22 protein-coding genes are annotated in these 22,858 nt (G+C 64.7%); 8 read left to right on the forward strand and 14 right to left on the reverse strand.

The window, feature by feature from the left end; genetic code table 11:
• The first annotated feature begins 228 nt into the window (after positions 1 to 228).
• The 3 genes from ACW2Q0_RS11235 (at position 229) to ACW2Q0_RS11245 (ending at position 2,772) form a co-directional block, all read left to right on the forward strand.
• Positions 229 to 1,017: an HAD-IIA family hydrolase gene (locus tag ACW2Q0_RS11235; protein ID WP_457188969.1), complete on the forward strand. Its 789-nt coding sequence runs from the start codon at positions 229 to 231 to the stop codon at positions 1,015 to 1,017.
• 258 nt (positions 1,018 to 1,275) lie between these two features.
• Positions 1,276 to 1,881: a TetR/AcrR family transcriptional regulator gene (locus ACW2Q0_RS11240; RefSeq protein WP_457188971.1), complete on the forward strand. Its 606-nt coding sequence runs from the start codon at positions 1,276 to 1,278 to the stop codon at positions 1,879 to 1,881.
• A gap of 30 nt (positions 1,882 to 1,911) precedes the next feature.
• Positions 1,912 to 2,772, forward strand: a complete 861-nt coding sequence (locus tag ACW2Q0_RS11245) for an alpha/beta hydrolase family protein (RefSeq protein WP_457188973.1) — start codon at positions 1,912 to 1,914, stop codon at positions 2,770 to 2,772.
• 385 nt (positions 2,773 to 3,157) lie between these two features.
• Here ACW2Q0_RS11245 and ACW2Q0_RS11250 read toward each other — a convergent pair whose 3' ends face one another.
• A complete protein-coding gene (locus ACW2Q0_RS11250) occupies positions 3,158 to 3,616 on the reverse strand; it encodes a MarR family winged helix-turn-helix transcriptional regulator (protein ID WP_457188976.1) in 459 nt (152 codons plus the stop codon).
• Between the two features lie 124 nt (positions 3,617 to 3,740).
• Between ACW2Q0_RS11250 and ACW2Q0_RS11255 the strand changes: the two genes are divergently transcribed.
• Both ACW2Q0_RS11255 and ACW2Q0_RS11260 read left to right on the forward strand, forming a co-directional pair.
• Positions 3,741 to 4,745, forward strand: a complete 1,005-nt coding sequence (locus ACW2Q0_RS11255) for an SMP-30/gluconolactonase/LRE family protein (RefSeq protein ID WP_457188978.1) — start codon at positions 3,741 to 3,743, stop codon at positions 4,743 to 4,745.
• Positions 4,746 to 4,946: 201 nt separating this feature from the next.
• Positions 4,947 to 5,978, forward strand: a complete 1,032-nt coding sequence (locus tag ACW2Q0_RS11260) for a DUF6585 family protein (RefSeq protein WP_457188980.1) — start codon at positions 4,947 to 4,949, stop codon at positions 5,976 to 5,978.
• A 303-nt stretch (positions 5,979 to 6,281) separates the two neighbouring features.
• Here ACW2Q0_RS11260 and groL read toward each other — a convergent pair whose 3' ends face one another.
• Positions 6,282 to 7,907 (reverse strand): chaperonin GroEL, encoded by a 1,626-nt coding sequence (gene groL, locus ACW2Q0_RS11265; protein ID WP_457188982.1) that lies wholly within the window; start codon positions 7,905 to 7,907, stop codon positions 6,282 to 6,284.
• A gap of 236 nt (positions 7,908 to 8,143) precedes the next feature.
• Positions 8,144 to 8,443 (reverse strand): hypothetical protein, encoded by a 300-nt coding sequence (locus tag ACW2Q0_RS11270; RefSeq protein WP_457188984.1) that lies wholly within the window; start codon positions 8,441 to 8,443, stop codon positions 8,144 to 8,146.
• A gap of 164 nt (positions 8,444 to 8,607) precedes the next feature.
• Here ACW2Q0_RS11270 and ACW2Q0_RS11275 point away from each other — a divergent pair, with 164 nt between their 5' ends.
• Complete coding sequence (locus tag ACW2Q0_RS11275; RefSeq protein WP_457188986.1) at positions 8,608 to 9,282, forward strand: suppressor of fused domain protein; 675 nt, start codon at positions 8,608 to 8,610, stop codon at positions 9,280 to 9,282.
• A gap of 43 nt (positions 9,283 to 9,325) precedes the next feature.
• Positions 9,326 to 11,377 (forward strand): NAD(+) synthase, encoded by a 2,052-nt coding sequence (locus ACW2Q0_RS11280; RefSeq protein ID WP_457188988.1) that lies wholly within the window; start codon positions 9,326 to 9,328, stop codon positions 11,375 to 11,377.
• A gap of 207 nt (positions 11,378 to 11,584) precedes the next feature.
• Here the strand turns inward: ACW2Q0_RS11280 and ACW2Q0_RS11285 are convergent, their stop codons facing one another.
• The 6 genes from ACW2Q0_RS11285 to ACW2Q0_RS11310 all read right to left on the reverse strand — a co-directional run bounded on the left by ACW2Q0_RS11285 (position 11,585) and on the right by ACW2Q0_RS11310 (position 16,814).
• Entirely contained in the window at positions 11,585 to 12,322 is a 738-nt protein-coding gene (locus ACW2Q0_RS11285) for a Clp protease N-terminal domain-containing protein (RefSeq protein ID WP_457188990.1), read from the reverse strand.
• Positions 12,323 to 12,440: 118 nt separating this feature from the next.
• Positions 12,441 to 13,535, reverse strand: a complete 1,095-nt coding sequence (locus tag ACW2Q0_RS11290) for an NAD(P)/FAD-dependent oxidoreductase (RefSeq protein ID WP_457188992.1) — start codon at positions 13,533 to 13,535, stop codon at positions 12,441 to 12,443.
• Between the two features lie 82 nt (positions 13,536 to 13,617).
• On the reverse strand, positions 13,618 to 14,502 hold the full coding sequence (locus tag ACW2Q0_RS11295) for an RNA polymerase sigma-70 factor (protein WP_457188994.1): 885 nt from the start codon (positions 14,500 to 14,502) through the stop codon (positions 13,618 to 13,620).
• 238 nt (positions 14,503 to 14,740) lie between these two features.
• Complete coding sequence (locus tag ACW2Q0_RS11300) at positions 14,741 to 15,640, reverse strand: CDP-alcohol phosphatidyltransferase family protein (RefSeq protein ID WP_457189474.1); 900 nt, start codon at positions 15,638 to 15,640, stop codon at positions 14,741 to 14,743.
• A complete protein-coding gene (locus ACW2Q0_RS11305; protein ID WP_457188996.1) occupies positions 15,640 to 16,362 on the reverse strand; it encodes a phosphatidylserine decarboxylase in 723 nt (240 codons plus the stop codon). Before ACW2Q0_RS11305 ends, ACW2Q0_RS11300 begins: the two co-directional genes overlap by 1 nt.
• 179 nt (positions 16,363 to 16,541) lie before the next feature.
• Positions 16,542 to 16,814: a GlsB/YeaQ/YmgE family stress response membrane protein gene (locus ACW2Q0_RS11310; RefSeq protein WP_457188998.1), complete on the reverse strand. Its 273-nt coding sequence runs from the start codon at positions 16,812 to 16,814 to the stop codon at positions 16,542 to 16,544.
• 225 nt (positions 16,815 to 17,039) lie between these two features.
• Here ACW2Q0_RS11310 and ACW2Q0_RS11315 point away from each other — a divergent pair, with 225 nt between their 5' ends.
• Positions 17,040 to 18,068: a beta-ketoacyl-ACP synthase III gene (locus ACW2Q0_RS11315; RefSeq protein ID WP_457189000.1), complete on the forward strand. Its 1,029-nt coding sequence runs from the start codon at positions 17,040 to 17,042 to the stop codon at positions 18,066 to 18,068.
• A 244-nt stretch (positions 18,069 to 18,312) separates the two neighbouring features.
• On the opposite strand, the gene ACW2Q0_RS11320 is transcribed toward ACW2Q0_RS11315, so the two are convergent.
• The 5 genes from ACW2Q0_RS11320 to ACW2Q0_RS11340 all read right to left on the reverse strand — a co-directional run bounded on the left by ACW2Q0_RS11320 (position 18,313) and on the right by ACW2Q0_RS11340 (position 22,734).
• Positions 18,313 to 19,323: an RDD family protein gene (locus tag ACW2Q0_RS11320; RefSeq protein ID WP_457189002.1), complete on the reverse strand. Its 1,011-nt coding sequence runs from the start codon at positions 19,321 to 19,323 to the stop codon at positions 18,313 to 18,315.
• Between the two features lie 173 nt (positions 19,324 to 19,496).
• Positions 19,497 to 20,150 carry a hypothetical protein gene (locus ACW2Q0_RS11325; protein WP_457189004.1) on the reverse strand — a complete coding sequence of 218 codons (654 nt, stop codon included), beginning with the start codon at positions 20,148 to 20,150 and terminating at the stop codon, positions 19,497 to 19,499.
• Position 20,151: 1 nt separating this feature from the next.
• Positions 20,152 to 21,420 (reverse strand): hypothetical protein, encoded by a 1,269-nt coding sequence (locus ACW2Q0_RS11330; protein WP_457189006.1) that lies wholly within the window; start codon positions 21,418 to 21,420, stop codon positions 20,152 to 20,154.
• The gene (locus ACW2Q0_RS11335; protein ID WP_457189008.1) at positions 21,417 to 21,758 is read right to left on the reverse strand and encodes a hypothetical protein; all 342 of its coding nucleotides are present in this window, start codon (positions 21,756 to 21,758) and stop codon (positions 21,417 to 21,419) included. Before ACW2Q0_RS11335 ends, ACW2Q0_RS11330 begins: the two co-directional genes overlap by 4 nt.
• A 208-nt stretch (positions 21,759 to 21,966) precedes the next feature.
• Positions 21,967 to 22,734: an ESX secretion-associated protein EspG gene (locus tag ACW2Q0_RS11340; protein ID WP_457189010.1), complete on the reverse strand. Its 768-nt coding sequence runs from the start codon at positions 22,732 to 22,734 to the stop codon at positions 21,967 to 21,969.
• Positions 22,735 to 22,858: the final 124 nt, after the last annotated feature.

Here is a 22,858-nt window from a genome sequence, read left to right on the forward strand (position 1 = left end):
CGGTGCACCTACCCAGAACGCATCGGGCCTTTCACCACGGCCGACTCGGCGCCGCTTCGGCAGAAGAATCTCAAAAGCGCTGTCCACCAATATCTTTCGCCAAGCACACCGATTCCCATGAAATAGCGTTGCCACCCGCGCGCCGGCCGTGGTTTCGCCGTCACCCGCTGACGCGCCGGACCGAACGGAGGCGGCGACGACTCCACTCGACAGTCGTAGGCTGAACGCATGTCCGGCGACATACGCGGTGTGCTCTACGACATCGACGGCGTGCTGGTGACCTCCTGGCACGAACTCGACGGCGCGGTCGAGGCTGTGCGACGCGTGCGCGAAAGCGGTTTGCGCCGAAGGTTTCTCACCAATACCACCTCCCGCACCTGCGACGAGATCGCCGAGCGGCTGCGTGACGTTGGATTCGATGTCGATACCGCGGAGATCGTCACCGCCGCCCGGCTCACCGGCGAATACGTAGACCACCACTACCCGGATGCGGCGGTGTGGGTGCTCAATCACGGCGATATCGAGGCCGACCTCGCCGAGTTGACTCTCGACGACGAACATCCGGACGTCATCGTAATCGGTGGCGCTGGTGCGGAATTCACCCATGAAGCGCTGAGCCGGGTGGCCGAGCTGATGCTGGACGGTATCCCGGTCGTGGCGATGCACAGCGGCTTGACCTGGGCTACCGATACCGGCATCCGCATCGATGCGGGCGCGTATCTACCGGGGCTGGAGGCGGCGGGCAATGCCGAGATCACGGTGGTCGGCAAGCCCGCGGCTGCCGGATTCCGTATCTGTGCGGACCTCATGGGCCTCGATCCGGCCGAGGTCCTGATGATCGGTGACGATCTGCACTCCGATGTGTTGGCCGCACAACAGGTCGGTATGACCGGAGTTCTGGTGCGCACCGGCAAATTCCGGCCCGCCGTTCTGGCGGCGGCTTCGGCCGCACCGGATCACGTCATCGATTCCGTGGCGGAACTGCCCGCGTTGTTGAAAGGTCTGCCGAAAGAATAATTCTAATAAAGTCCTTCAAAATACTCCGGCGTACCGAACCCATCGACGTCCTCCATTCAGCAAATAACCAGTGACAACAACTTTGGCGTTAGTTAGATCGGAGATCGGGCAACGGGAAGTGCAATAGCAACCGGGCGGACAACTTTCGGCTAACGCGCACTCCGCCGAAGGTTGAGACGAACGGCCCGATCCATGACGAGGGGATCGGGCCCTTCGGTATTGTCTGCCCCAATGTCACAGGATGCGAATACGGGACGAATGTATGCCGGGCAGCCCGTAGAGGACCGGCAGCGTCAGCGGCGTGCGCGTTTTCTGGAATCGGGCCTGACGGTCTTCGCACGCGACGGCTACGCCAATAGTTCGGTCGGCGCTATCTGTAAGGACGCTGGACTCTCCTCGAGGCAGTTCTATGAGGAGTTCACCGGCCGCGAATCCCTCCTACTCGAGCTCTACGAGCAGATCGATAGGGAATCGCGCGAAGCGGTAACCACCGCCCTCGAGAAGAGATCCGACGCGACCGCGCTGGAGATCATCGATGCGGCGGTGCGCGCCTACGTCGAATCGATCGGCGCCGACCCGCGCAAGGCGCGGGTGGCGCTGGTGGAGGTCGTCGGCGCCGGGCCGAAGGTGGAGAAGTTCCGGCTGGAGCTGCGTCGCGTCTGGGGATCACTACTCGCCAGCGCCGCGGAGGACGCCGCTCTACACGGCGAAATCCCAACGGGTGACTACGAGATGCGGGTGCTGGCCATCATCGGCGCGGTCAACTACGTGGTGGATTCCTGGAGCGGTTCGGATCCGCGCCCGCCACTGGACGACGTGATCCAGGTGCTCAGCCGAGTGATCATGGGTGCGGTCCGCGCGTAGTTCCGGTGGGCGTCCGATAGCGTGCGCTCCATGGAAACGGTTCCCATCCAGATGCCGGACGGCACCACCGTGCCGGTGCGGCTGTTTCCGGCGACCGGGACGCATCGGCATCCGGTGCGTCTGGATGCGCCGCGTCCGGTGGTGGTGCTGGTACCTGGCCTCGGTGTTCCGGCCGGCTACTACGAACTGTTCGCCCAGGCGTTGGCCGCGCGCGGCTTCGATATCGCGATCGGTGAGCTGCGCGGTGCGGGTGACAGTCGCCCGCGCCCGAGCGCCGCGAGCACCTTCGGCTACCACGAACTGGTGTCGGTCGACTTCCCGGCGATCTTCTCGGTGGTGCGCGACCGGTTCCCGGACAGCACCCCGTATCTGCTCGGCCACAGTATGGGCGGCCAGCTCGCGGTGCTGTACGCGTCGCGGATCCGAGGACGCTTGGGCGGGCTGATCCTGATTGCTTCCGGCACCCCGTATCACCGTGGGTTCCGAGGCATTTCGGGTCCCGGGATGCTGGTCGGCACCACGGCCATATCACTGACGGCCAAACTGACCGGGTTCTGGCCCGGCGACCGGATCGCACTCGGTGGCTTCGGACGTCAGTCGAAGGTGCTGATGTCGGACTGGGCCCGGCTGGCCCGCACCGGCCGCTTCGTGCCGGTCGATGCGGATATCGACTACGAGGAGCGGATCGCCAGACTGAAGCTGTCGGTGCTGTCCATCACCATAACCGGCGACGATGTCGCCCCGAGCAGTTCGGCCGCACACCTGCTGGCCAAGATGCCCAACGCCGAGGTGACCACTTGGGTGCAGCCGGAACCGTTGGGACACAACGGCTGGATCCGCCGACACGGCAGCACGGTCGATCAAATCGAGAAGTGGCTGCGGGATCGTTGATCGGACGCAGATCTACCGAATTGCGGCCATTGCCTTGCGGAATCGTAGGCGGCGGATGCCCACACCAGGCACGCTCGACATCATCGACGGTTACCTGGCCGATGCCGCGCGCGGCGCTGATGCGCTCACGTCGCGCCGCGTTATCGAATTGACTCATGCGGCAGCACGACGCCGATCGCGAGCAAGAGGGCGCCCCTTGTCCCCACCCCCGAGTGATGTTCGAGGCATTTCCTCGCCCCAAGTGCACTCGCTACGGGTCCACCGGTAAGCCACTACTGCTGCGGCGTTGAACAGTTCGCCTGGCGCGCACCCGCGAAGGTGGCAGTCCATTCCGGCATGAAATGGCCTGCACCCCACTCGCTCCCGACCAGATCTGGATCGGGAACTATTTTCTCGGTGCCGATTCGGGGCGGATCGAATCGAGCAGGTCGGCGCAGCGGGTGAGCAGTCCGCGCAGTGCGGCGATTTCGGCCTCGGTGAATCCGTCGGCCAATGCGCGTTCCACGCGGACGGCATTCGCATCCGCCTCCCCCACGAGCGCCGCGCCCGCTTCGGTGAGCCGGGTTTCCAGGACGTTCTTGTGCCAGGCGTGCGGGGTGCGCTCGATGAGGCCGCGGTCCTGAAGATTCGTCAGGATCGTATTCATGGTCGGCGGGGTCACCCCGCACAGCCGGGCCAACGCGGCGGCATTGATGCCCGGGTTTTCGATGAGGTACATCAGGGCGCCGTACTGGGGGACGGTGAGGCCCGCCGGTTTGAGCGCCGCACTCTTCGCCGAGTTGAGGGCCTGTTCGGCGCGCTTGATGTACGAGCCGAGGCGTTCGGAGGAGTGCATGGACGTCATATCCGCATGGTAACTGGCCATCCAGCGGTTAGACCCTTGACGATGATAAGAGTTCTAATATACGTTCGTGCACACTCTTAGATGTGAATCCATTCAGATGTTCGAACTATCAGGAGCCATGAGCATGTTCCGCACCATCTCGACCATCGCCACCGCCATTGCCTGCACCGCCGTCGCGGCGTGCGGCAACGCGACCGAAGCCACCACCGTGAGCCAATCGGCCACCCATATCGGCACCGCATACGAACTGCCCGGTGATCGCGTGTACCCGGAGGGCATCGCCATCGATCCCCGCACCGGTGACACCTACGTCGGCTCATACGCCAGCGGCGCCGTCTATCGCGCGACGCCCGGTGCCACGCGGGCCGAAATCTTCCTGCCCGCGGGCACCGACGGTCGCAAGACCGCCAATGGCCTGAAAGTCGATGCGGCGGGTCGACTGTGGGTTATCGACTCGACCGCCGGCGTCGACGTATACGAGATCGGCAGCCGGGCACTGATCGCCCGCTTCGATGTCACCGGTACCGAACCGAGCCTGGTCAACGATCTGGCCATCACCCCGGACGGCAGCGCATATCTGACCGACAGTCTGCGGCCGGTGGTCTACCGGGTCACCCCGGAGCAGGTCACGGCTGCGGCAGCACACGGCGGAAAGGCCTACCTGACAACACAATTCGACTTCAGCACCACCACCAGCCCGCATGGTCCGGACGCATTTACCTTGAACGGCATCGTGTCCGACGATTCCGGTCGCTATTTGCTGATCGTCGATATGAACGTCGGTGAGCTGTATCGCGTTGCTACCGCATCGAATTCGCCGGAGCCGATCCGCAAGGTAACCATGCGCGGCGCCGATCTGAAACACGGCGACGGACTGGAATTGCACGGCAGCACGCTGTGGGCAGCCCAGAATGCCAGCAACACCATTACGCGCTGGAAGATCACCGATGACGGCGCGACCGTCGAGCTGGAACGCACGGTCACCGACGAGTCGCTGCGCATTCCCACCACATTGGTGCGCAGCAATGATCGAACGCTGGTTGTCTCTTCCCAATTCGACAAGGGTGGACCGATGGGGCCAGGCACCCCGACCATGCCGTTCGCCGTCCTGACGGTCGACGGAATTTGATCCGAGCTGCGGTTTCCTTCAGTGGTGGTGGCTGTCGGGAATTCACCAGATGACAAGTTGATCTAAATCACAACGAAACGCCCCCACCCATCGCGGATCTGCCACCCGGGTGACGTAAGCTCGGCCGACTGACCGGGCACACGGCTGGGGTGGCGACCTTCGGTCGAGTGTCATACGCTTCGCCGCGGAGGAAACCGCCTCATGGAGGGACAATTGACCACTCCGAGCCAGGGCGATGTCGGAACCGGCGGATCACAAAAGGTTCCACTGTCGCAGCTGATTCACCTGATGGCCGAATATCAAAAGCTCGGCACGCACCGACAGACCTTTCTACCGGCGCCGGCGAGCGATACGTTCGTGCGCGGCTGCGGGATCGTCGCGGGCGGATTCATGGCCGTGGGGGGTATCTTTGTCACGGTCGGGGCGTATCCCGGTGCGCTCGCGGTCGGTCTCCTCGGCCTGGTGCCCGCGTCGATGGCATTCTTGCGCGGGCGGCACAATCGTCGGCACCGCGCCGCCCGGCTGGATCTGTTCGACTTCGGCATGACCGTGTACCGCTCCGGTGAGCAGGTGGCGGGATTCCGCTGGAACACCGCCGAAGTGCGCCAGCAGGTCATCCCCTTCCAGACCTCCGCCCCCACCGAGTACTCGCTGCGGATGTCCGGCCCCGACGGCGCCGAAGCCGCATTCGACGACACCCTGTTCGGCGACGCGCGCGACTGGGGCCGGGCCATCCAGTCGGCCATCACTGTGACCCAGCTCCCGCGCGCCGTGGCCGCCATCGATGACGGCGCGACCGTCCAATTCGGCGAAATCACCCTCGATCTGACCGCACTCTATTTCCGCAGCCGCGCCTACACCTGGGAACACATCCAATTGATCGACGCCCGAAGCGGTTTGGTCCGCATGAAGGTCGACGGCAACTGGGTCTCCCTCACCCCCGTCGGCCAGATCCCCAACTTCTACATCTTCAACGAACTAGCCGAACGCCTACGCGTCGCCGCCGCCGCGGAATTCGCCGCCGAATTGCCCGCAACCGAATCCGCGGACCCCGAACCGCCGACCGTTGAACCGACCCCCGAATCCGATCCGGCCACACCAGTGGTCGACAACACACCCGAGCCGACCCTCGACCAACAAACAACGGCCGACGAAACCACCGACCGCCCCACCCAAGCACTGAACGCCCGAATCGAATTGCCCCACGCCCCAACACTTTCGCCGAACAAATAGCTGACGCGCAACCAGTTCGGCGAACGGAATCACTACCTGGAAAGGCTCTTTCGGTACCAGCACGTGCTGCCTCGGCAACTTCCGCCGGCCTGATCGAGGTCACCCTCGATCCGCAAGCGTTCAGGCCGTGGCCCGCCGGGAGGTTCGAAACCTTCTCGGCGACAACGCCAGGCTCGAGACCCGCGTTGAAGGCGATCTGCTTCAGCGGAGCCGACAGCCTCATGTGCAGCCGTAAGGCCGAAGGCCGGGCCACCGTTCGGTGGCCCGGCCTTCGGGTTCACAGGTGTTGACTGGGGGCTGGACTCAGAAGTCCATGCCGCCCATGCCACCGGTCGGGTCGCCCGCGGGAGCGGCGGCCTTCTCCGGCTTGTCGGCGACAACGGCCTCGGTGGTCAGGAACAGGGCCGCGATGGAGGCCGCGTTCTGCAGGGCCGAACGGGTGACCTTGACCGGGTCGGCGACACCGGCGGCCAGCAGGTCCTGGTACTCGCCCGAGTCAGCGTTCAGGCCGTGGCCCGCCGGGAGGTTCGAAACCTTCTCGGCGACAACGCCGGGCTCGAGACCCGCGTTGAAGGCGATCTGCTTCAGCGGAGCCGACAGCGCGACACGCACGATGTTCGCACCGGTCGCCTCGTCACCGGTGACCTTCAGGTCCTCCAGCGCCGGAGCCGACTGCAGCAGGGCCACGCCACCACCGGCGACGATGCCCTCCTCCACGGCGGCCTTCGCGTTGCGCACGGCGTCCTCGATGCGGTGCTTGCGCTCCTTGAGCTCGACCTCGGTCGCGGCACCGGCCTTGATCACCGCAACACCGCCGGCCAGCTTGGCCAGACGCTCCTGCAGCTTCTCCCGGTCGTAGTCCGAATCCGAGTTCTCGATCTCGGTGCGGATCTGCGCGACGCGGCCCTTGATGGCCTCCGCGTCACCCGCGCCCTCGACGATGGTGGTCTCATCCTTGGTGATGACGACCTTGCGGGCCTGGCCGAGCAGTTCGATGCCCGCGGTCTCCAGGGACAGGCCGACCTCTTCGCTGATGACCTCGCCACCGGTCAGGATGGCGATATCGGCCAGCTGCGCCTTACGACGGTCACCGAAGCCCGGCGCCTTGACGGCAACGGACTTGAACGTGCCGCGGATCTTGTTCACGACCAGGGTCGACAGGGCCTCGCCCTCGACGTCCTCGGCGATGATCAGCAGCGGCTTACCGGCCTGGATGACCTTCTCCAGCAGCGGCAGCAGGTCCTTGACGGTGGAAACCTTGGAGCCGACGAGCAGGATGTACGGATCCTCGAGGACCGCTTCCTGACGCTCGGGGTCGGTCACGAAGTAGCCCGAGATGTAGCCCTTGTCGAAGCGCATACCCTCGGTGAGCTCCAGCTGGAGCCCGAAGGTGTTGCTCTCCTCGACGGTGATGACGCCTTCCTTGCCGACCTTGTCCATGGCCTCGGCGATGAGCTCACCGATGGACGCGTCGCCGGCCGAGATACCGGCGGTGGCGGCGATCTGCTCCTTGGTCTCGACCTCCTTGGCGGTCGCGAGGAGCTTGGTGGTGACGGCCTCGACGGCCTTCTCGATGCCGCGCTTCAGACCCAGCGGGTTGGCGCCGGCGGCGACGTTGCGCAGGCCCTCACGTACGAGCGCCTGAGCGAGCACGGTGGCGGTGGTGGTGCCGTCGCCCGCGACGTCGTCGGTCTTCTTGGCGACTTCCTTGACCAGCTCGGCGCCGATCTTCTCGTACGGGTCCTCCAGGTCGATCTCCTTGGCGATGGAAACACCATCGTTGGTGATCGTGGGGGCGCCCCACTTCTTCTCCAGGACAACGTTGCGACCCTTGGGGCCCAGCGTCACCTTGACCGCGTCGGCGAGGGCGTTCAGACCCCGCTCGAGGCCACGACGGGCCTCTTCGTCGTACGCAATTGTCTTGGCCATTGCGTTGAGATCCTCCACATGTATATGGCTGACACACAGGACGATCGCAGGTTGGATCGCCCCATTTACGCTGGCCAGGTTCGGTGCCCGCGACGGACGACCGAGGGTGTCGATGGAACCCGGTCTCACCGTCCCGACCTGGCACTCACACGTCGAGAGTGCCAAGCCCTTTTTAGCACTCACTGATATCGAGTGCAAGGTCCGCGCCCCGGCGGCTCGGCGCCGGTCGGACCAGCTCAGGCCGAGCTACGGTCGTCCACCCGGAGTATCAGTGCGACGAACGCATCGGCCCGGCGCTGCTCGGGCGTGCGTGGTTCACCCTCATCGACCGTTACGAGTTCCGCGTCGTTCAGCAACAACTCCGCCTCCACCCGCATGATCGCCCGAATGAACGGCGGCGCGACATCAGGCGGCAGGTCGCCGTTGATGACGTAGCTGCCATCGGGCTGCGATTCGGTGGAGACATAGGTCAACGCACGCTCGAGATCAGCGCGTCGTTCCCCCGCAACCAGGTCGGAATCCATGCCATCCGCCATTGCTATAGCTTACCGGTGCACTAGAGCAGCCCTTTCCCGACTGGCCGACCAGTCCGGAATCCACGGCACCGGCCCAGTGCGCGCGACCAGCAAACCGCCGTCCGCCCATGACTGCCGCTCGATGTGACGCGGCGGCGGATCGGCGCCGACCTTATGGTGTCCGGGTGAGTGAAAGTCCCGGCTGGAACGCTATCGACGCCGCGTTGGAGCAGCTGTACCACGACATCGCACCCAGCCATTGGGGGACGCGGGCCCCCTGGTCGCTCGGCGGGCCCGATCCGCTGGACGGCATCAGCGCCTATCCGCGCACCGAACCGGTCCCACACTGGCACTACATCAGCTACGGCATGACCGAACTGCACGAGAAGGAATGGGACAATCCGGATGAATCGGGCTGGGGATTCGAGTTCACCTTCCGGCTGCTGCGCACACCGGACGATACGGATCCACCGGTCTGGCCCGCGAACTTTCTACAGAATCTGGCCCGGTACGTCATCCAGTCCGGGAATTGGTTCGCCCCCGGCCACACCATCAAGTCGAACGGCCCGATCGCCGCGGACCATCCCGAGTCGGATATCCACGCCGTCGCCTTCACCGCCGACCCGGAACTCGGCGTGATCGACACACCGCACGGACGTGTGCGATTCCTGCAGGTCGTCGGCCTGACCATATCGGAGTACCGAGCCGCGCAGGGCGGGCACACCCAGGCCGTCCTCGACGAGCTCGCGTCATGGCTGCCACTGTTCGTCACCGATATCGAGCGTGGCCCCCTGATGGCGGAACCGAAGACCAAGGCGCAATGGCCACGCTGGGGCGGGGGCTTGCGGGGACGGGCGTAGATTGCGCCATGCAGGAAGATCAACGATCCCGAAGGGGGCGCCCGTGCCCGCATTGCCGTTCGACTCGCTGTATCGGCACGGGTTCGCGCGGGTGGCGGTCGCGGTGCCGCGGGTCCGGGTGGCCGATCCCGCGTTCAATGTCGAGCAGACACTCGAGCTCGCACGACAGGCGGCCGCCGACGGCGTGGTGCTGACCGTGTTCCCCGAACTCGGCCTTTCCAGCTACACCGCCGACGATCTGTTCCACCAGGATGCGCTCGACGATGCGGTGGCCGCGGCGATCGAGCGGGTGGTCGCGGCGAGCCGAGATATCGGCACGGTGCTCGTGGTCGGGGCCCCGGTGCGGACACAAGGGCGGCTGTTCAACTGCGCGGTCGCGGTATGCCGGGGCACCGTGCTCGGTGCCGCACCGAAGAGCTATCTGCCGAACTATCGCGAGTTCTACGAGAAGCGCCAGTTCGCGGCGGCGCGCGAGACCCTGGACGACCACATCACGATCGCGGGTCAGCGGGTGCCGTTCGGTTCCGATCTGTTGTTCACCGCGAGTAATCTCGACGGCTTCGTATTCCACCTGGAAATCTGTGAGGATGGCTGGGTTCCGTTGCCGCCCAGTGGCTATGCCGCGCTCGCCGGTGCGACGGTGTTGGTCAATCTATCGGCGAGCAATATCGTCATCGGCAAAGCCGACTATCGGCGCGCGCTGTGCACCTCGCATTCCGCGCGCTATCTGGCCGCCTATCTGTATTCGGCTGCGGGACACGGGGAATCGACCACCGATATGGCCTGGGACGGACAGGCGCTGGTGTGTGAGAACGGCGACCTGCTCGCCGAGGGCGAGCGGTTCTGCGACCATCCACAATTGATCACCGCCGATCTCGATCTGCAGCGGCTGGCCGGGGATCGCATCCGCACCACGAGTTTCGCCGACAATGTGCACGATCACCGCGACCGCCTGGTCCGGCTGCGGCGCATCGAGCTGGAGTTGCCGGTCCCACGCAGTGCCATCGCCCTGCGGCGCGAAATCCAACGCTTCCCTTACGTTCCCAGCGATCCCGCAGCCCGCAACGAGCGCTGCGCCGAGGTGCATCACATCCAGGTCGAGGGGCTGAGCACCCGCCTGCGCGCGACCGGCGGTCAGCGCGTCGTCATCGGGGTCTCCGGCGGATTGGACTCCACCCAGGCGCTGATCGTCGCGGCCAAAACCATGGACCGGCTCGGGCTGCCGCGCACGAATGTGCTGGCCTACACCATGCCCGGCTTCGCGACCAGCACCCGAACCCGCACCGACGCGCACGCGCTGATGGACGCGCTCGGCGTGACCGCGCAGGAAATCGATATCCGCCCATCCGCCACCCAGATGCTGCGTGACCTGAAACATCCTGCCGCCGAGGATATTCCGCAGTACGATGTCACCTTCGAGAATGTGCAGGCGGGCGAGCGGACCTCACACCTGTTCCGACTTGCCAACCAGCACCAAGCACTCGTGGTCGGCACCGGCGATCTCAGCGAACTCGCCCTGGGCTGGTGCACTTTCGGCGTCGGCGACCAGATGGCGCACTACAGCGTGAACGCCTCGGTCCCCAAAACACTGATCAAATACCTGATCGCCTGGGCGGTCGACACCGATCAGTTCGGCCCCGCGGCGGGTCGGGTGCTGTCATCGATCCTGCGGACCGAGATCTCGCCGGAACTGGTGCCGAGTCACGATTCCACCGCCCCGGGCCAGAGCTCGGAGGCCACCGTCGGCCCCTATGAACTGCAGGACTTCCACCTCTACTACCTGCTGCGCTTCGGTTATCGCCCGAGCCGGGTCGCCTACCTGGCCCGGCACGCCTGGTCCGAGCGCGATCACGGTAGCTGGCCGGACCTCATTCCGGCCGACCAGCGCAACACCTACGATCTGGCGACCATCAAATACTGGCTGGCCGAATTCCTGCGCCGGTTCATCCAGACCAGCCAGTTCAAACGGTCCACCCTGCCCAATGCCCCGAAAGTCGGTTCGGGCGGCTCACTTTCACCACGCGGCGACTGGCGTGCGCCGAGCGACGCCTCCGCCGCCGCCTGGCTGGACGAACTCGCCCGCAACGTCCCGTAGGACCGATCCTCGAGCCGCGACTGGCGCACGGTATTCGAGCGGATCCGTGCGCCGGTCGCACCGCTGCCACGCGCATGCGGATGGCCCGCCGCTGCCGCGCCTGGCCGCGTGAGCGAGCGCCGGCGAGGCGGATCGGTGCGCCGATTCGAATGCCGATGCCTGTCCAGCCAATTCGACGTCGTCCGGCGCCGAACGCGGCCCGGCCGCTTATGACTTCTCGGCGGCGATCACCGAAAGCAATTCGGCCAGATCGGCTTCGGCCTTCGCCTTATCGATGCCGAGATCGGACAGCGTGCCGGAACCGTTCTCCTGCTCGAGAAGTGCGAGTAGGACGTGTTCGGTGCCGATGTAGTTGTGTCCCAATCGAAGCGCCTCGCGGAAGGTCAGCTCCAGCACCTTCTTGGCCTCGGCTCCGAACGGAATGAGCGCGGGCACCTTCGCCGGATCGGCGGGCAGTTGGGCGATGACCGCCGTCGCCGCATCCCGGACGAGGTCGAGTTCCACCCCTTGCGCCATGATCTCCCGGGCACCGAGGCCTTCCGGTTGCGATAGCAGGGCCAGCACCAGATGTCCGACGGCGATCTCCGGATTACTGGAGGCGCGAGCCGCCTCCTGGGAGACCACCACAACCTTGCGCGCCCGCGGAGTGAACTTCGCGAAGCCCGCATTGGAATCCATGGCCGCGGCCTCGGCCGGATCACCAGGCCCCTTCGGCACGAACCGCTTCTGCGCCGCCTGTTTTGAGACGCCCATGCTGGCGCCGATGTCGGTCCACGAAGCACCGGAGCGGCGGGCCTGATCCACGAAGTGGCCGATCAGATGATCGGCCACTTCGCCGAGATGTCCAGCCGCGACCACCGCATCGGAGAGTTGGTCGAGCACATTGTCCGGACGTGCTTTTTTGATGCCCTCGATCAGATCGTCGAGTCGTACATTGATTGCCATGCGTCAACCATAGGTTGACGATTCGGATCCGTCAACCATTAGTTGACGATCTAGTCAGGCATCGGAACCCAGCTGGCCACAACGCGATTCAACGGGCAGACTGCCACGCCGAGCACTATCACGGTCGCGCCACCCGGCCCGCACCCTGCACGATCTGCTCTTTGAACCAGGCCGCCGTCCGTCCGGTCAGCACGGTCCGCCCCGGCGAATCATCCGCGTGCAGGAACTGGATGACACCGTCGCGCCTGCCCAGGCTGATGCACTGGAAGTAGTACCGGAACCGCAGCTCACGGGGTGCGCGACCGGCGAGACGCGCGACGAGGGCGTCGGCGGCGTACTTACCGGCGGGCAATGCGGTCGCGCAGGCCATCCGCAGTTCCCGGCCGCCGGGCCCGGCGATCACCGCGCAATCGCCCGCCGCGTACACCTCGGGATGCGATATCGACCGCAATGTCTCGTCGGTCAGCACCCGACCGTGCCCATCCACCATGAGTCCAGCTCGCTCGGCCAGATCCAGGACACCGAACCCCGCGGTCCACACGGTCGCGACCGCCTCGACCACCGCCCCGTCGGCCAACCGCACACCCTCCGGTAGCACCTCGATAACCTTCGCATCCGAACGGATCTCGACTCCGAGCCGCTCCAGCCCCCGCCACACATGAGCGCGCGCCCGCTGGGAAAGCCAGGACGCGGGCTCATTCGAGCTGAGCAACAACACTCGCGAATCCGGGCGGGACTCCGCCAGTTCCGCGGCCAACTCGATGCCGGTGGCCCCGCCGCCGACCACCGCGATCCGCCCCGCCGGGATGCCGCGCCGCAATGACTCCGAATCCTCGGGCGTGGCCACCGAATACGTGTACTCGGCCACCCCGCGCACCCCGGCTGCGTCGTTCACACTGCCCAATGCATAGATGAGCGAGTCGTATTCGAGCGCCGACGCGCCGTCGAGCAGCACCCGTTTGCGCTCAGTGTCGATTCCGCTCGCCCATGCCTGCACGAAGTGGATCCGCTTGGGCTCGAGCAACTCTCGCAGCTCCCACTCCGGGATCGACTGTCCCACACCGTATTGGTGCAGTCGCACCCGTTCGACGAAGGTCGCACGAGCGTCCACGACGGCGACGTGGGCGTCGCGCGCGGTGCGCGCCAGTCTGCGGGCCGCCGCCAGCCCCGCGTATCCGGCGCCGAGGATGACGATTCGATGCTGTCCGGTCATGATGTGGCTTCCTTTCGATCGGCCTACACCCCTCAGACCGGACAGACTCCCGATCCATGACAGCTTCGGGACATGACCCGCATCACTGCGCCGCCACGCGGCCGATGTAGGACAGCTTCTCCGGATTGAGGATCAGCCGCAGCGCTGTCACCGCATCGTCGAGGATGTCCACTCCGATAACCACCATGGGCTTCCCCGCCACCCGCGCGACGACCGCGAGCGCACCGTTGATCTCCTCGAGCGCGATCTCCGTACCCGGCACCTCCCGCCTGAACAGACCGATCAGGTAGCGAGCGACAGTGGCGGCCCCGACAATCGGCCGCCTGGCCGCGGTGACCAAGCCGCCGCCGTCCGCGGTCGAGGTGACGTCGGCGGCGAGCATCCGCTCCAGCGCCTCGACATCCCCGTTGCGCGCCGCCGTCAGGAAACGCTCGATCAGCTCGCGGGCCCGGTCGGCCGGGACATCGAAGCGCGGCCGCCCTTCGCGCACCCGCACATTCGCCCGGCGGAAGATCTGCTGGGAATTGGCCTCGGACACCGCGAGCATGTCCGCGATCTCCCGATGGGCGTAGCCGAATGCCTCGCGCAATACGAAAACCGCGCGCTCGATCGGGCTCAACCGCTCCAGCGCCATCAGCAGCGCCAGCGAAACCAGCTCGCGCTCCTCCACCGACTCCAACGGACCGAGCTCACCGCGCGCGGTCGGCACTGGCTCCGGCAGCCACGGTCCGACATAGGTCTCCCGGCGGGCCCGCGCCGAAACCAGCCAGGTGCGGCAAAGATTCACGACCGCGGTGGTCAGCCAGGCCTCGGCCGAGCGAATCGCGGCGCGATCGGTGCCGTCCCAGCGCAGGTAGGTCTCCTGCACCGCATCCTCGGCCTCGGTCGCGGATCCGAGCATCCGATAGGCGAGCGCGAAAAGGCGCGGGCGATGCGCCTGGAATTCGCGCAATCCGTCTGGTTCCACTGCCTCGTTCTTCCGTGCTTGGCCGCCGAAGATGACGGTACCGGTCGGGATCGAACCGGCCGCGAGTAGTTCGGTACGCGAACCGGTGCTGCGGCCACCACCGAAAACCCGGCGGCCCAGATCGAAACCCCAGAACCTAAACCGCCAAGCGCCGCAACACTACTCATGCCTGCGCCTCGCTCATAGCCGCAGCATTCCCGCTAGCTCTTGGTGGTTCCTCGAGAAATGCGAGACGAGGTCAGTTATGCAGATCGTCTACTCTGCGGTCCTTACCCGGACTGCGCAGCCGCAGCCGACTGGCCCCGCGGATCGCCGGACGACGAATCGCGGGCCGCCGCCGCTGCGCCCGGCGTTGCGCCCGACGCTCGGATGGCTTGTGCTGCCAGGTCTCCGGGCGCGCCGCGACCCAGCGCTGTGAATGCCAGGCGAACGGGATATGCCCGAGGTACACCGCGACCAGCACCAACAGCAACACGATCGGATAGGTGACCAGCAACGCCGCGGCGAGTGCGGTCAGCACCAGCAGTCCGGCCGCGGCCTGCGGCGCCACCGATACCGACTTCATCGCCAGCGTCGGAATCGTGCTGACCGCCAACGCCGCCGCGAAGACCGTCCAGGCCGCGACCTCGTAGTAGCCGACCCACCAGCCGTCGCCGAACTGCACATACAACCCGATCGGCACCAGCGCGATCAGCGCGGCCGCCGGAGCGGGCACACCGACGAAGTACTCACGCGACCACTCGGGTCGAGTGTCGTCGTCGAGCAGGGTGTTGAACCTGGCCAGCCGCAACACGATGCTCACCGCGAACACCAGCGCGATGATCCAGCCCGCACTGTTGCTGTCCAGCAGTGCGATATAGAGCACCAGACCGGGTGCGACACCGAAGGAGATGGCGTCGGAGAGCGAATCGAGTTCGGCGCCCATCTTGGTGGTGGCGCTCAGCATCCGGGCCAGCCGACCGTCGAGGGTATCCAGTACGGCCGCCGCGCCGACCATCGCCAAGGAGATGTCGAGCTTGTCGTCCAGGGCGAACTTCACCGCGGACAGCCCGGCGCACAGCGCCATGATTGTCACGATGCTCGGCAATAGCCGGATGGTCCGGCGCCTTCGCGGCGGTGTGGGCAGGGCCTGCTCCATCATGAGTCGGTGGAAAGTACGGCCAGCACAGTTTCGCCCCCGATCGTGCGCTGTCCGGGTTCGACGAGTAATTCGGTACCCGCCGGGAAGTACGTGTCGACCCTGGAGCCGAAACGGATCAGGCCGTAGGTATCGCCGATGGTCAGTTTGTCACCGACCTGCGCGTCGCAGACGATACGCCGCGCCAGCAGACCCGCGATCTGCACGACCACGAGCTGCGCGCCACCGGCGGTATCGATGACCATGCTGTTGCGCTCGTTCACCGCACTGGCCTCGGGCAGATCCGCCGAACGGAACTGACCGGACTGATGCAGCACGGTGCGCACGACGCCGGAGATGGGAGTGCGCTGCACATGGACGTCGAGCACCGAAAGGAAGATGCTCACGCGCGGCAGCGGCGCATCGCCGAGACCGAGTTCCGCGGGCGCGGTAGCGGTGTCGACCAGGGCGATCTCGCCGTCGGCCGGGGCGACGACCACGCCCGCCCGGTTCGGCGGCACCCGGTTCGGATGCCGGAAAAAGCTCGCGCAGGCCGCGGCGGCCAGCAGTCCGGTACGGCGCACCCACTTGCGCCTGCCCCCGATGACCGCCACCGCGAGCGGTGCCGCGACAAACGGCAGACCGGCGGGATGCAGCGGGGGAATCGCGGCCCGGACCAGATCGACGACATGGCCGACTCCGGTCGTTTCGGGCGTGCCGGGCGGGGTGGGACGGCGTGCCACAGGCTCCTCTTTCGTGCTCGATGCAGACGTTTTGCGCCCCTCAACGATAGGTCGGCGCAAGCGTTCACACCTTACGGGAACTGAGCCTGTGGCACTGTGGCGTTCGCGTCAGTCGCGCAGGAGCCTGCCTGCGTAACCGAGGAGAGCCCGCGAACGTCGCACATCCAACACGCGAGCGGTCAGCCCGCGACTTTGCGGCCGGTGAACAGCCTCACCAGGAACAGCAGAATCACCGCGCCACCGAGGCAGGTGAAGAAGCTGAACCAGAGTCCGCCGCCCTCGACGTCGACGCCGAGCAATTTGAGTAGGAATCCGCCGAGCAGGCCACCGACGACGCCGACCACAATGTTGAGCAGGATGCCCTGTTGCGCATCCGTCTTCATGATCTTGCTGGCAATCCAGCCAGCGAGACCGCCGATGATGATCCACCCGATAATCCCGAGTCCGAGCATGGTGTCCCTCGAATCACTAGTTGGGGCAGCGCCGCAGCACAGGGCGTGCTTCGAGGGTATACCCGCCAAATGTGAGAATACGCACTCCCAACCCGCCCAGCACCAGCTAATATGAGGGGGCCTCATGTCTACGGTGACGTAGGCGGTCGGCCGATGAGGGTACTCTTTTCGATGCTTCGGGGTAGCACCCGGCGGCGCCGCCGCAGGTTACATAGGAGACGCATAATGGCTGCTCGAATCGCCCAGACAACGGGGGCTGAGCATACGGCGATCCTCGGGCTCGGCGTTTACCGCCCCGCTCGGATCGTCACCAACGACGAGGTAGCCGGAGCCATCAACTCGACTGACGAGTGGATCCGCACCAGGTCCGGAATCAAAACGCGGCGCTTCGCCTCGGAGTCCGAGACGATCCAGTCGATGAGTGTCGCGGCCGCGCGCGGAGCGCTCGAATCCGCGGGCGTAGACGCCGATCAGGTGGACTGCGTCATCGTGGCCACCTCCACCCATTTGCTGCTGACCCCGGCCGCCGCGCCGCGGATCGCGACCGAGCTGGGGATGAACGGGACAGCGGCCTTCGATGTCTCGGCGGGCTGTGCCGGGTTCTGTCACGCCCTCGCGCTGGCCTCGGATCTGGTGCGCTGCGGAACCGCGCAGCATGTGCTGGTCATCGGGGTCGAGAAGTTGACCGACACCGTCAACCCGACCGATCGCTCCACCGCATTCCTGTTCGCCGACGGCGCGGGCGCCGTGGTGGTCGGCCCGTCGGAGGAACAGGGCATCGGCCCGACGGTCTGGGGTTCGGACGGCACCCAGCACCATGCGATCCGGCAGGACAAGGACTGGATCGAATACTTCCGCGAACTCGAGGAGAAGGGCCTGGACGCGGTGCGGCCCTACCTCGCCATGGAGGGCACCGCGGTATTCCGCTGGGCCGCACACTCATTGGAGAAGGTGTGCCGCGACGCCATCGATCGCGCCGGCCTATCCACCGATGACCTGGACGCGATGATCCCGCACCAAGCCAACGGCCGGATCATCGAGATCATGGCCCGGGTGCTCAAGCTGCCCGACCACTGCGCGCTGGCCAACGATATCGAGGAGACCGGCAACACTTCGGCCGCCTCGATCCCGCTGGCCATGGAGGCGCTGCTGCGCAAGGGTGAGTCGAAGCCGGGCGACGCCGCGCTGCTGATCGCCTTCGGTGCGGGACTTTCCTACGCCGCGCAGGTCGTGACGCTGCCCAACTGGCAGTAACTCAGCCCGGACCCCAGGTGACCGTCACCGTCTGGGTGCCCGGTTCCAACTGGAACGAATCCGGCGCACCGGCCTTCGGGTGCTGTTGTCGTCGCGGCTGCTGGCCTCGCCGATGCTGATGACGGCGGTCAACTTCAACCCGGCCAACACCGCGTACTGTTCGGCCCGCGATTCGGCATCGCAAGAAGGCGCGCGAGCGGATGCTCTCTGCCTCGAAACGGACCCATACCTTGTGATGTCGCGATCAGCGATGCGCCCGAATATCGCGGCGTCGCACGGCGGGGAGGAAATAGTCCTCAACCCTATCCGGCCCGGGTAGATCGTTTCCGACGAGGGCGATCGGAAACGCCACCATTAGATACAGATCTACCAACCACACGGCCAACAGTCGTCCGAACGAAGGGGAGGTTCCGTCGTCGGGGCGGATGACGCGCAATCCGAATACGGCCTTGCCGACAGTCGTGTGGAAAATCGCCTGCACAGCGACGCGGTCGACTGCCGACGCCAGGATCCAGAACCCCAGCGCAATTACCGGATTCACGCCGAGATGCTTCCAATCGAACCGTGTAGCGGCCTCGACTGAAAAATCGGGACTGAGGGCGATCGCCGTGCCGAGCCCTATGCCGAGGTGTAGTACCCAATCAATACCGAAGGCCAAGGCTCGCCGGAGCAGGCGGGGTGACGGATAACGAGTGTCTTGTGAGCCACCGTGCCGCACCTCCACTGGTTCGCCAACCGGCTTCATCATCACGCGACCGCGATCTGGAGTCAATTGAAATTCGCGAACGGACTGCGGCGACGAATCTTCTGGATCGAATCGCGGGCCAGAACGATTCTCCCTGAAAGAGAATCTCGGCGGCTGTCTCGACCGTGAAAAGTATGCATATCGGAGATCGCCGCCGCCTGGCTTGGAAATTACTCCGTACTTGGTCGGCACACCCGCAAACCAGATCTCGTCGGTGTTGTGATTGACAAGCTTACCCAAGTCCTTCGGCCAAGTGCTCAGAATGAGGGTCGACACCGGTTGGCGATTACCATCCAATAGTCCGACCCACTCGTAGCGACCAGTGGCGATATAGTTGATTTGCCAGGAGGTCCAAGGGTAGCGTCGAACAGCCTTTCTCCGGCGGTGGTTGATCCACACCAGGATGGCGCCGAACATCGTTCCGAAGACGAAGATGAGCCCAGTCATCTGGGCGGCGACGGCGCCAATTCTCTTGATGCCGTGGACCTCGGGTTGGTCGAACACACTCATCAATACCACTGTAAGCGGCCCGCACAATAGCCCGAGAAGCAGCAGCGGCCATCGCGCCCACGCATTCTTGCGTAATGCTGATCGGGTTGCGGGCCAGCTAATGGCAGGGTGCGTTGACAACAATCGATCACCGGCTATATTTTCAGGGTTGTCCATTATCCTAAGATTCCTGCTCACAGGTCCAGACTCGACGGTTTGAATACCGATTCGACGAACTCCACCGAATCGGCGATCGCAAGTAGCATTGCCCGGTACCGGGTACCCTGGGCAACCGAAACGGTGGAGAACTCGACAACGGCGATACTCGTACCGTCACCGGATGGCACGAGGACCTCGGCCTGGAAAACTGGAACATCATCGCCGTCGGTATTCACAGTTGGGAGATCTGGCGCGGGATACCGTTGTACGCGTTCGGTGAACAAAATTGGCCTGCCATGGATATCGACCGACACTAGCTCGCCAGCGTTATCCTGAGAAGTCTTATATTGAGCGAGGTCCTGCACAACCAGGCGAGGGTTATTTTTTTCGCCATAGTCCATGACCGATATAGTCAGCCATGAGGTGATCGGCTCGCCTTCCTCCGAGGCATGTCTTCCGATTCCGCAGTACACGGCATTCTTCGCCGCCAGGGATCGGAGGAAAAATCCCAATGTGCCTAGTACGATCGGCACGATCTCCTTCAATGAATCGCCAACCGAATCCGTAATCAACGTCGCAGAAATGCTCAATATTTCTTCAACGTCGCTGAGCGGCAACTCGTAATATCCAGGTGGAATTGTTACGGCAAGAGAGAGGCCACTGGGCGGTACGGTCGAATTCGGCCTCATGTCAGTCTCCGCTCACCTGCTCATAGCCCCATCCACCGACCTCGGTGACCGCCTTCTTCGCGCTCTTGAATACTTTCAGAGCCATCGCCGGATCTGGAATCCCATGATTACCCTCGACGTTGGTGATCTGAAGAAGCCGATGTGTTCCTTTTGTCAGCCCGCTGCTGTTCAGAGCAGTCGTAATGCTGCCGGCATCATTCTTCGTAAGGTACCTGTTGAGAAGTCCAGGATTGTGGGCCGCCTCCCCCCAAGCGCGGGCCATTCCTTCAAGCCTGCCCGCATCACCTGCTGCATCTCCGAGCATGGCGACCTTGCCGACCTTGCTCAGCGCTCCCACTCCGGGAATCAACCCCAATGCATCAGAACTGATCGTTTTCGCCGCGTCCAACTTGTCCGACCAACTGCCATGAAGCAGATCCTCCCGCATATCGGCATCGGTCACGTCGAGTGCCAGCGCCCCCGCGCCCGCGACGAGGGAAACTCCCAGCGCTATCGCATCAATCGGTGGTGGCGTGACGACCGCCAGGAGTCCGGCGATCGCCGCTGTCGTCGCAAGTAGTTTGTGCAGACCCTCGCGGTGCTCATCGATCCACTTGCCGACGGACTTGATCGCGTCGGTGATGCGGTCCCAGATGCTCTTGTCCGGTGGGCTGGGCGCGAAATCCTTTGCGGCCGCGTCCAGTTCGCTGGCGATCCGCCGGGCCAAGCTGTCGTGTGTGCTTTCGAGATCGCGCGCGCGGCGGATGATCGAATCGATGTTCCCTTCCCAGGTGTTGACTGCAGCGAGGGCAGCATTTACCTGGGCAGTGGCGGCGTTGAGGCGGGTCTGCGCGGCCTGCAACTCGACCGGATCGGTGAAGGTCATGCTGCCCAGCCCCAGGTCTGTGTTCGACCGAGCTTGCGCCAGTGTTTGCAGTGCGCTGTTGTACTGCCCTTTGGCCTCGGCGGCTTCGGTCTCCAGCCTGTTGGCGGTGTCCTTGAAGCTCACCAGGTTCGTATGCCATTCGGCCAGGAGCCCGACGGCCTTTTCAAGCGAGTTCTGGGCGTAGCCGAGGTCCTGGGCGAGGGTGGCGTCGAAATGGGCACGAAAAGCGTCACCGCCCTCGCCCTGCCAGACGTTGTCGTTGCTGTTGCGCAGGCTGTTCAACAGCTGGTTGGTTTCCTTGACCGCCTCGGCGGCTGTGTTGATCTGCCCGCGCAGCCCCGCCACATCGTCAGGAGCGCCGGGGACGGGGTTGAACCCCAGGTAGGGATACGGGTTCTGGCTCATGCTGTGGCCGACTCTCCGTCAACAGCATTCGTGGCTTGCTCGACCACCTTGGCGAATGCTTCATCGGTCTGTCGATAGGCATCCAGGCACTGCGCGACACCGTCCGCGGTTGCCTTGGCGGACTCCCCGATCCGCTCGATGCCGAACTTCCATCGTCGTTGGAAGCTGTCGGCGGCAACATTGAGAGTCTCGGTCCCGATGTCGCCGTGGCCGCCCTCTTTCATCGCATTCATGGCATCGTTGAGCACCTGCTCGGCGCCGCGCAGAGACTGCACCGTCTTGCTCAACACATCGATGTCCACCTGCAGAAATCCGGCCAACTCAGCTCTCTCCTTCACGCGAGGTCATCTACATCCCGACCGCCGAGATCCCCGTGCAGCCTGTGTGGACGGTTCACAGGGTGGGAGTGAGGTTCCGTCGGACCAAGCCACTTGTATCAGTAATGGACGCACCGTCTTTCGAAACGGTTCCATCGATCGAACATTTTGTGTGCCAGGTATCCGGATCGGCACTTCGGGATCCTTGCGTCTTTCCGTATCCGCAGGGCTACCAGTGGTCTTCGACTTCGCGCCGACGTTGGGTTACCTGGTCGACCCAGGACGTGAAGTGAGACGTCAGATCAGCCGGGGTGGTGGGGCGGACGGTGATGTGTTGTCTGTGCACTTCGGTGTAGCGGCCGTCGCCTGTGATGTCGTGCCACTGGACGGTGGTCAATGGGGAGGTGAGTCTATTGGCGGGACCGACATGCAGCAGGGCCGAGCCGCCACCATTGGCCGGGCGGTGCAGCAGGTGTTGGTAACGCTCGCGCGGGCTGCGGCGGGTGACACTTTCGAGGTGGCCGTCACGGCGGCCGGACAGGTCATCAGGCTGGAAGGTGGCCGACGGTTGGGTGCCGGGGTTGCACGGCGGTAGCGAGCTGACCAACTGTGCTGGAAGGTGATCGACGGGAAATAAGCGGCATCGGATAGGGCCCGGGGCGTCGTTGAAAGTGGCTTGCGCCAACGACATCGCGTGGTGATCGGTGCGGGCACCGACGATGCGGTACACCCGCACGCCGCCTTTGGGATTCTTGTGTTGGGTTGTGCCGCCGAAGATCTGGATTCGCATTGTGGATGCGGTCAACGTATGCAGGGCGAGTTGGATCTCTTCGAGTTCATCCTGGGAGTAGCGCTCGCGCATGGTGACCCGGTGGGCCTCGAAGTCGTCGCGGTAGGCGAAGCGGCTGGTAAAGCGGAGTGGATTGGGAAAGCGGTCGTTCGCGGGACCGAACCACAGCGCGGCGAAATCGTCGGGCTCCCAGGTCCATTCAGCCATCTGAAGATTCCAATCGGTGATACGGGTGGATGCGTGCGCTGCGCACACCCGGCGAGTACGTCGAGCTGGAGTGGTATTACGGTCGTGCCAATAGGTTCGGCAGCTGTCAACGAGACGAGGTCGC

This window comes from Nocardia citri (genome assembly GCF_054065835.1).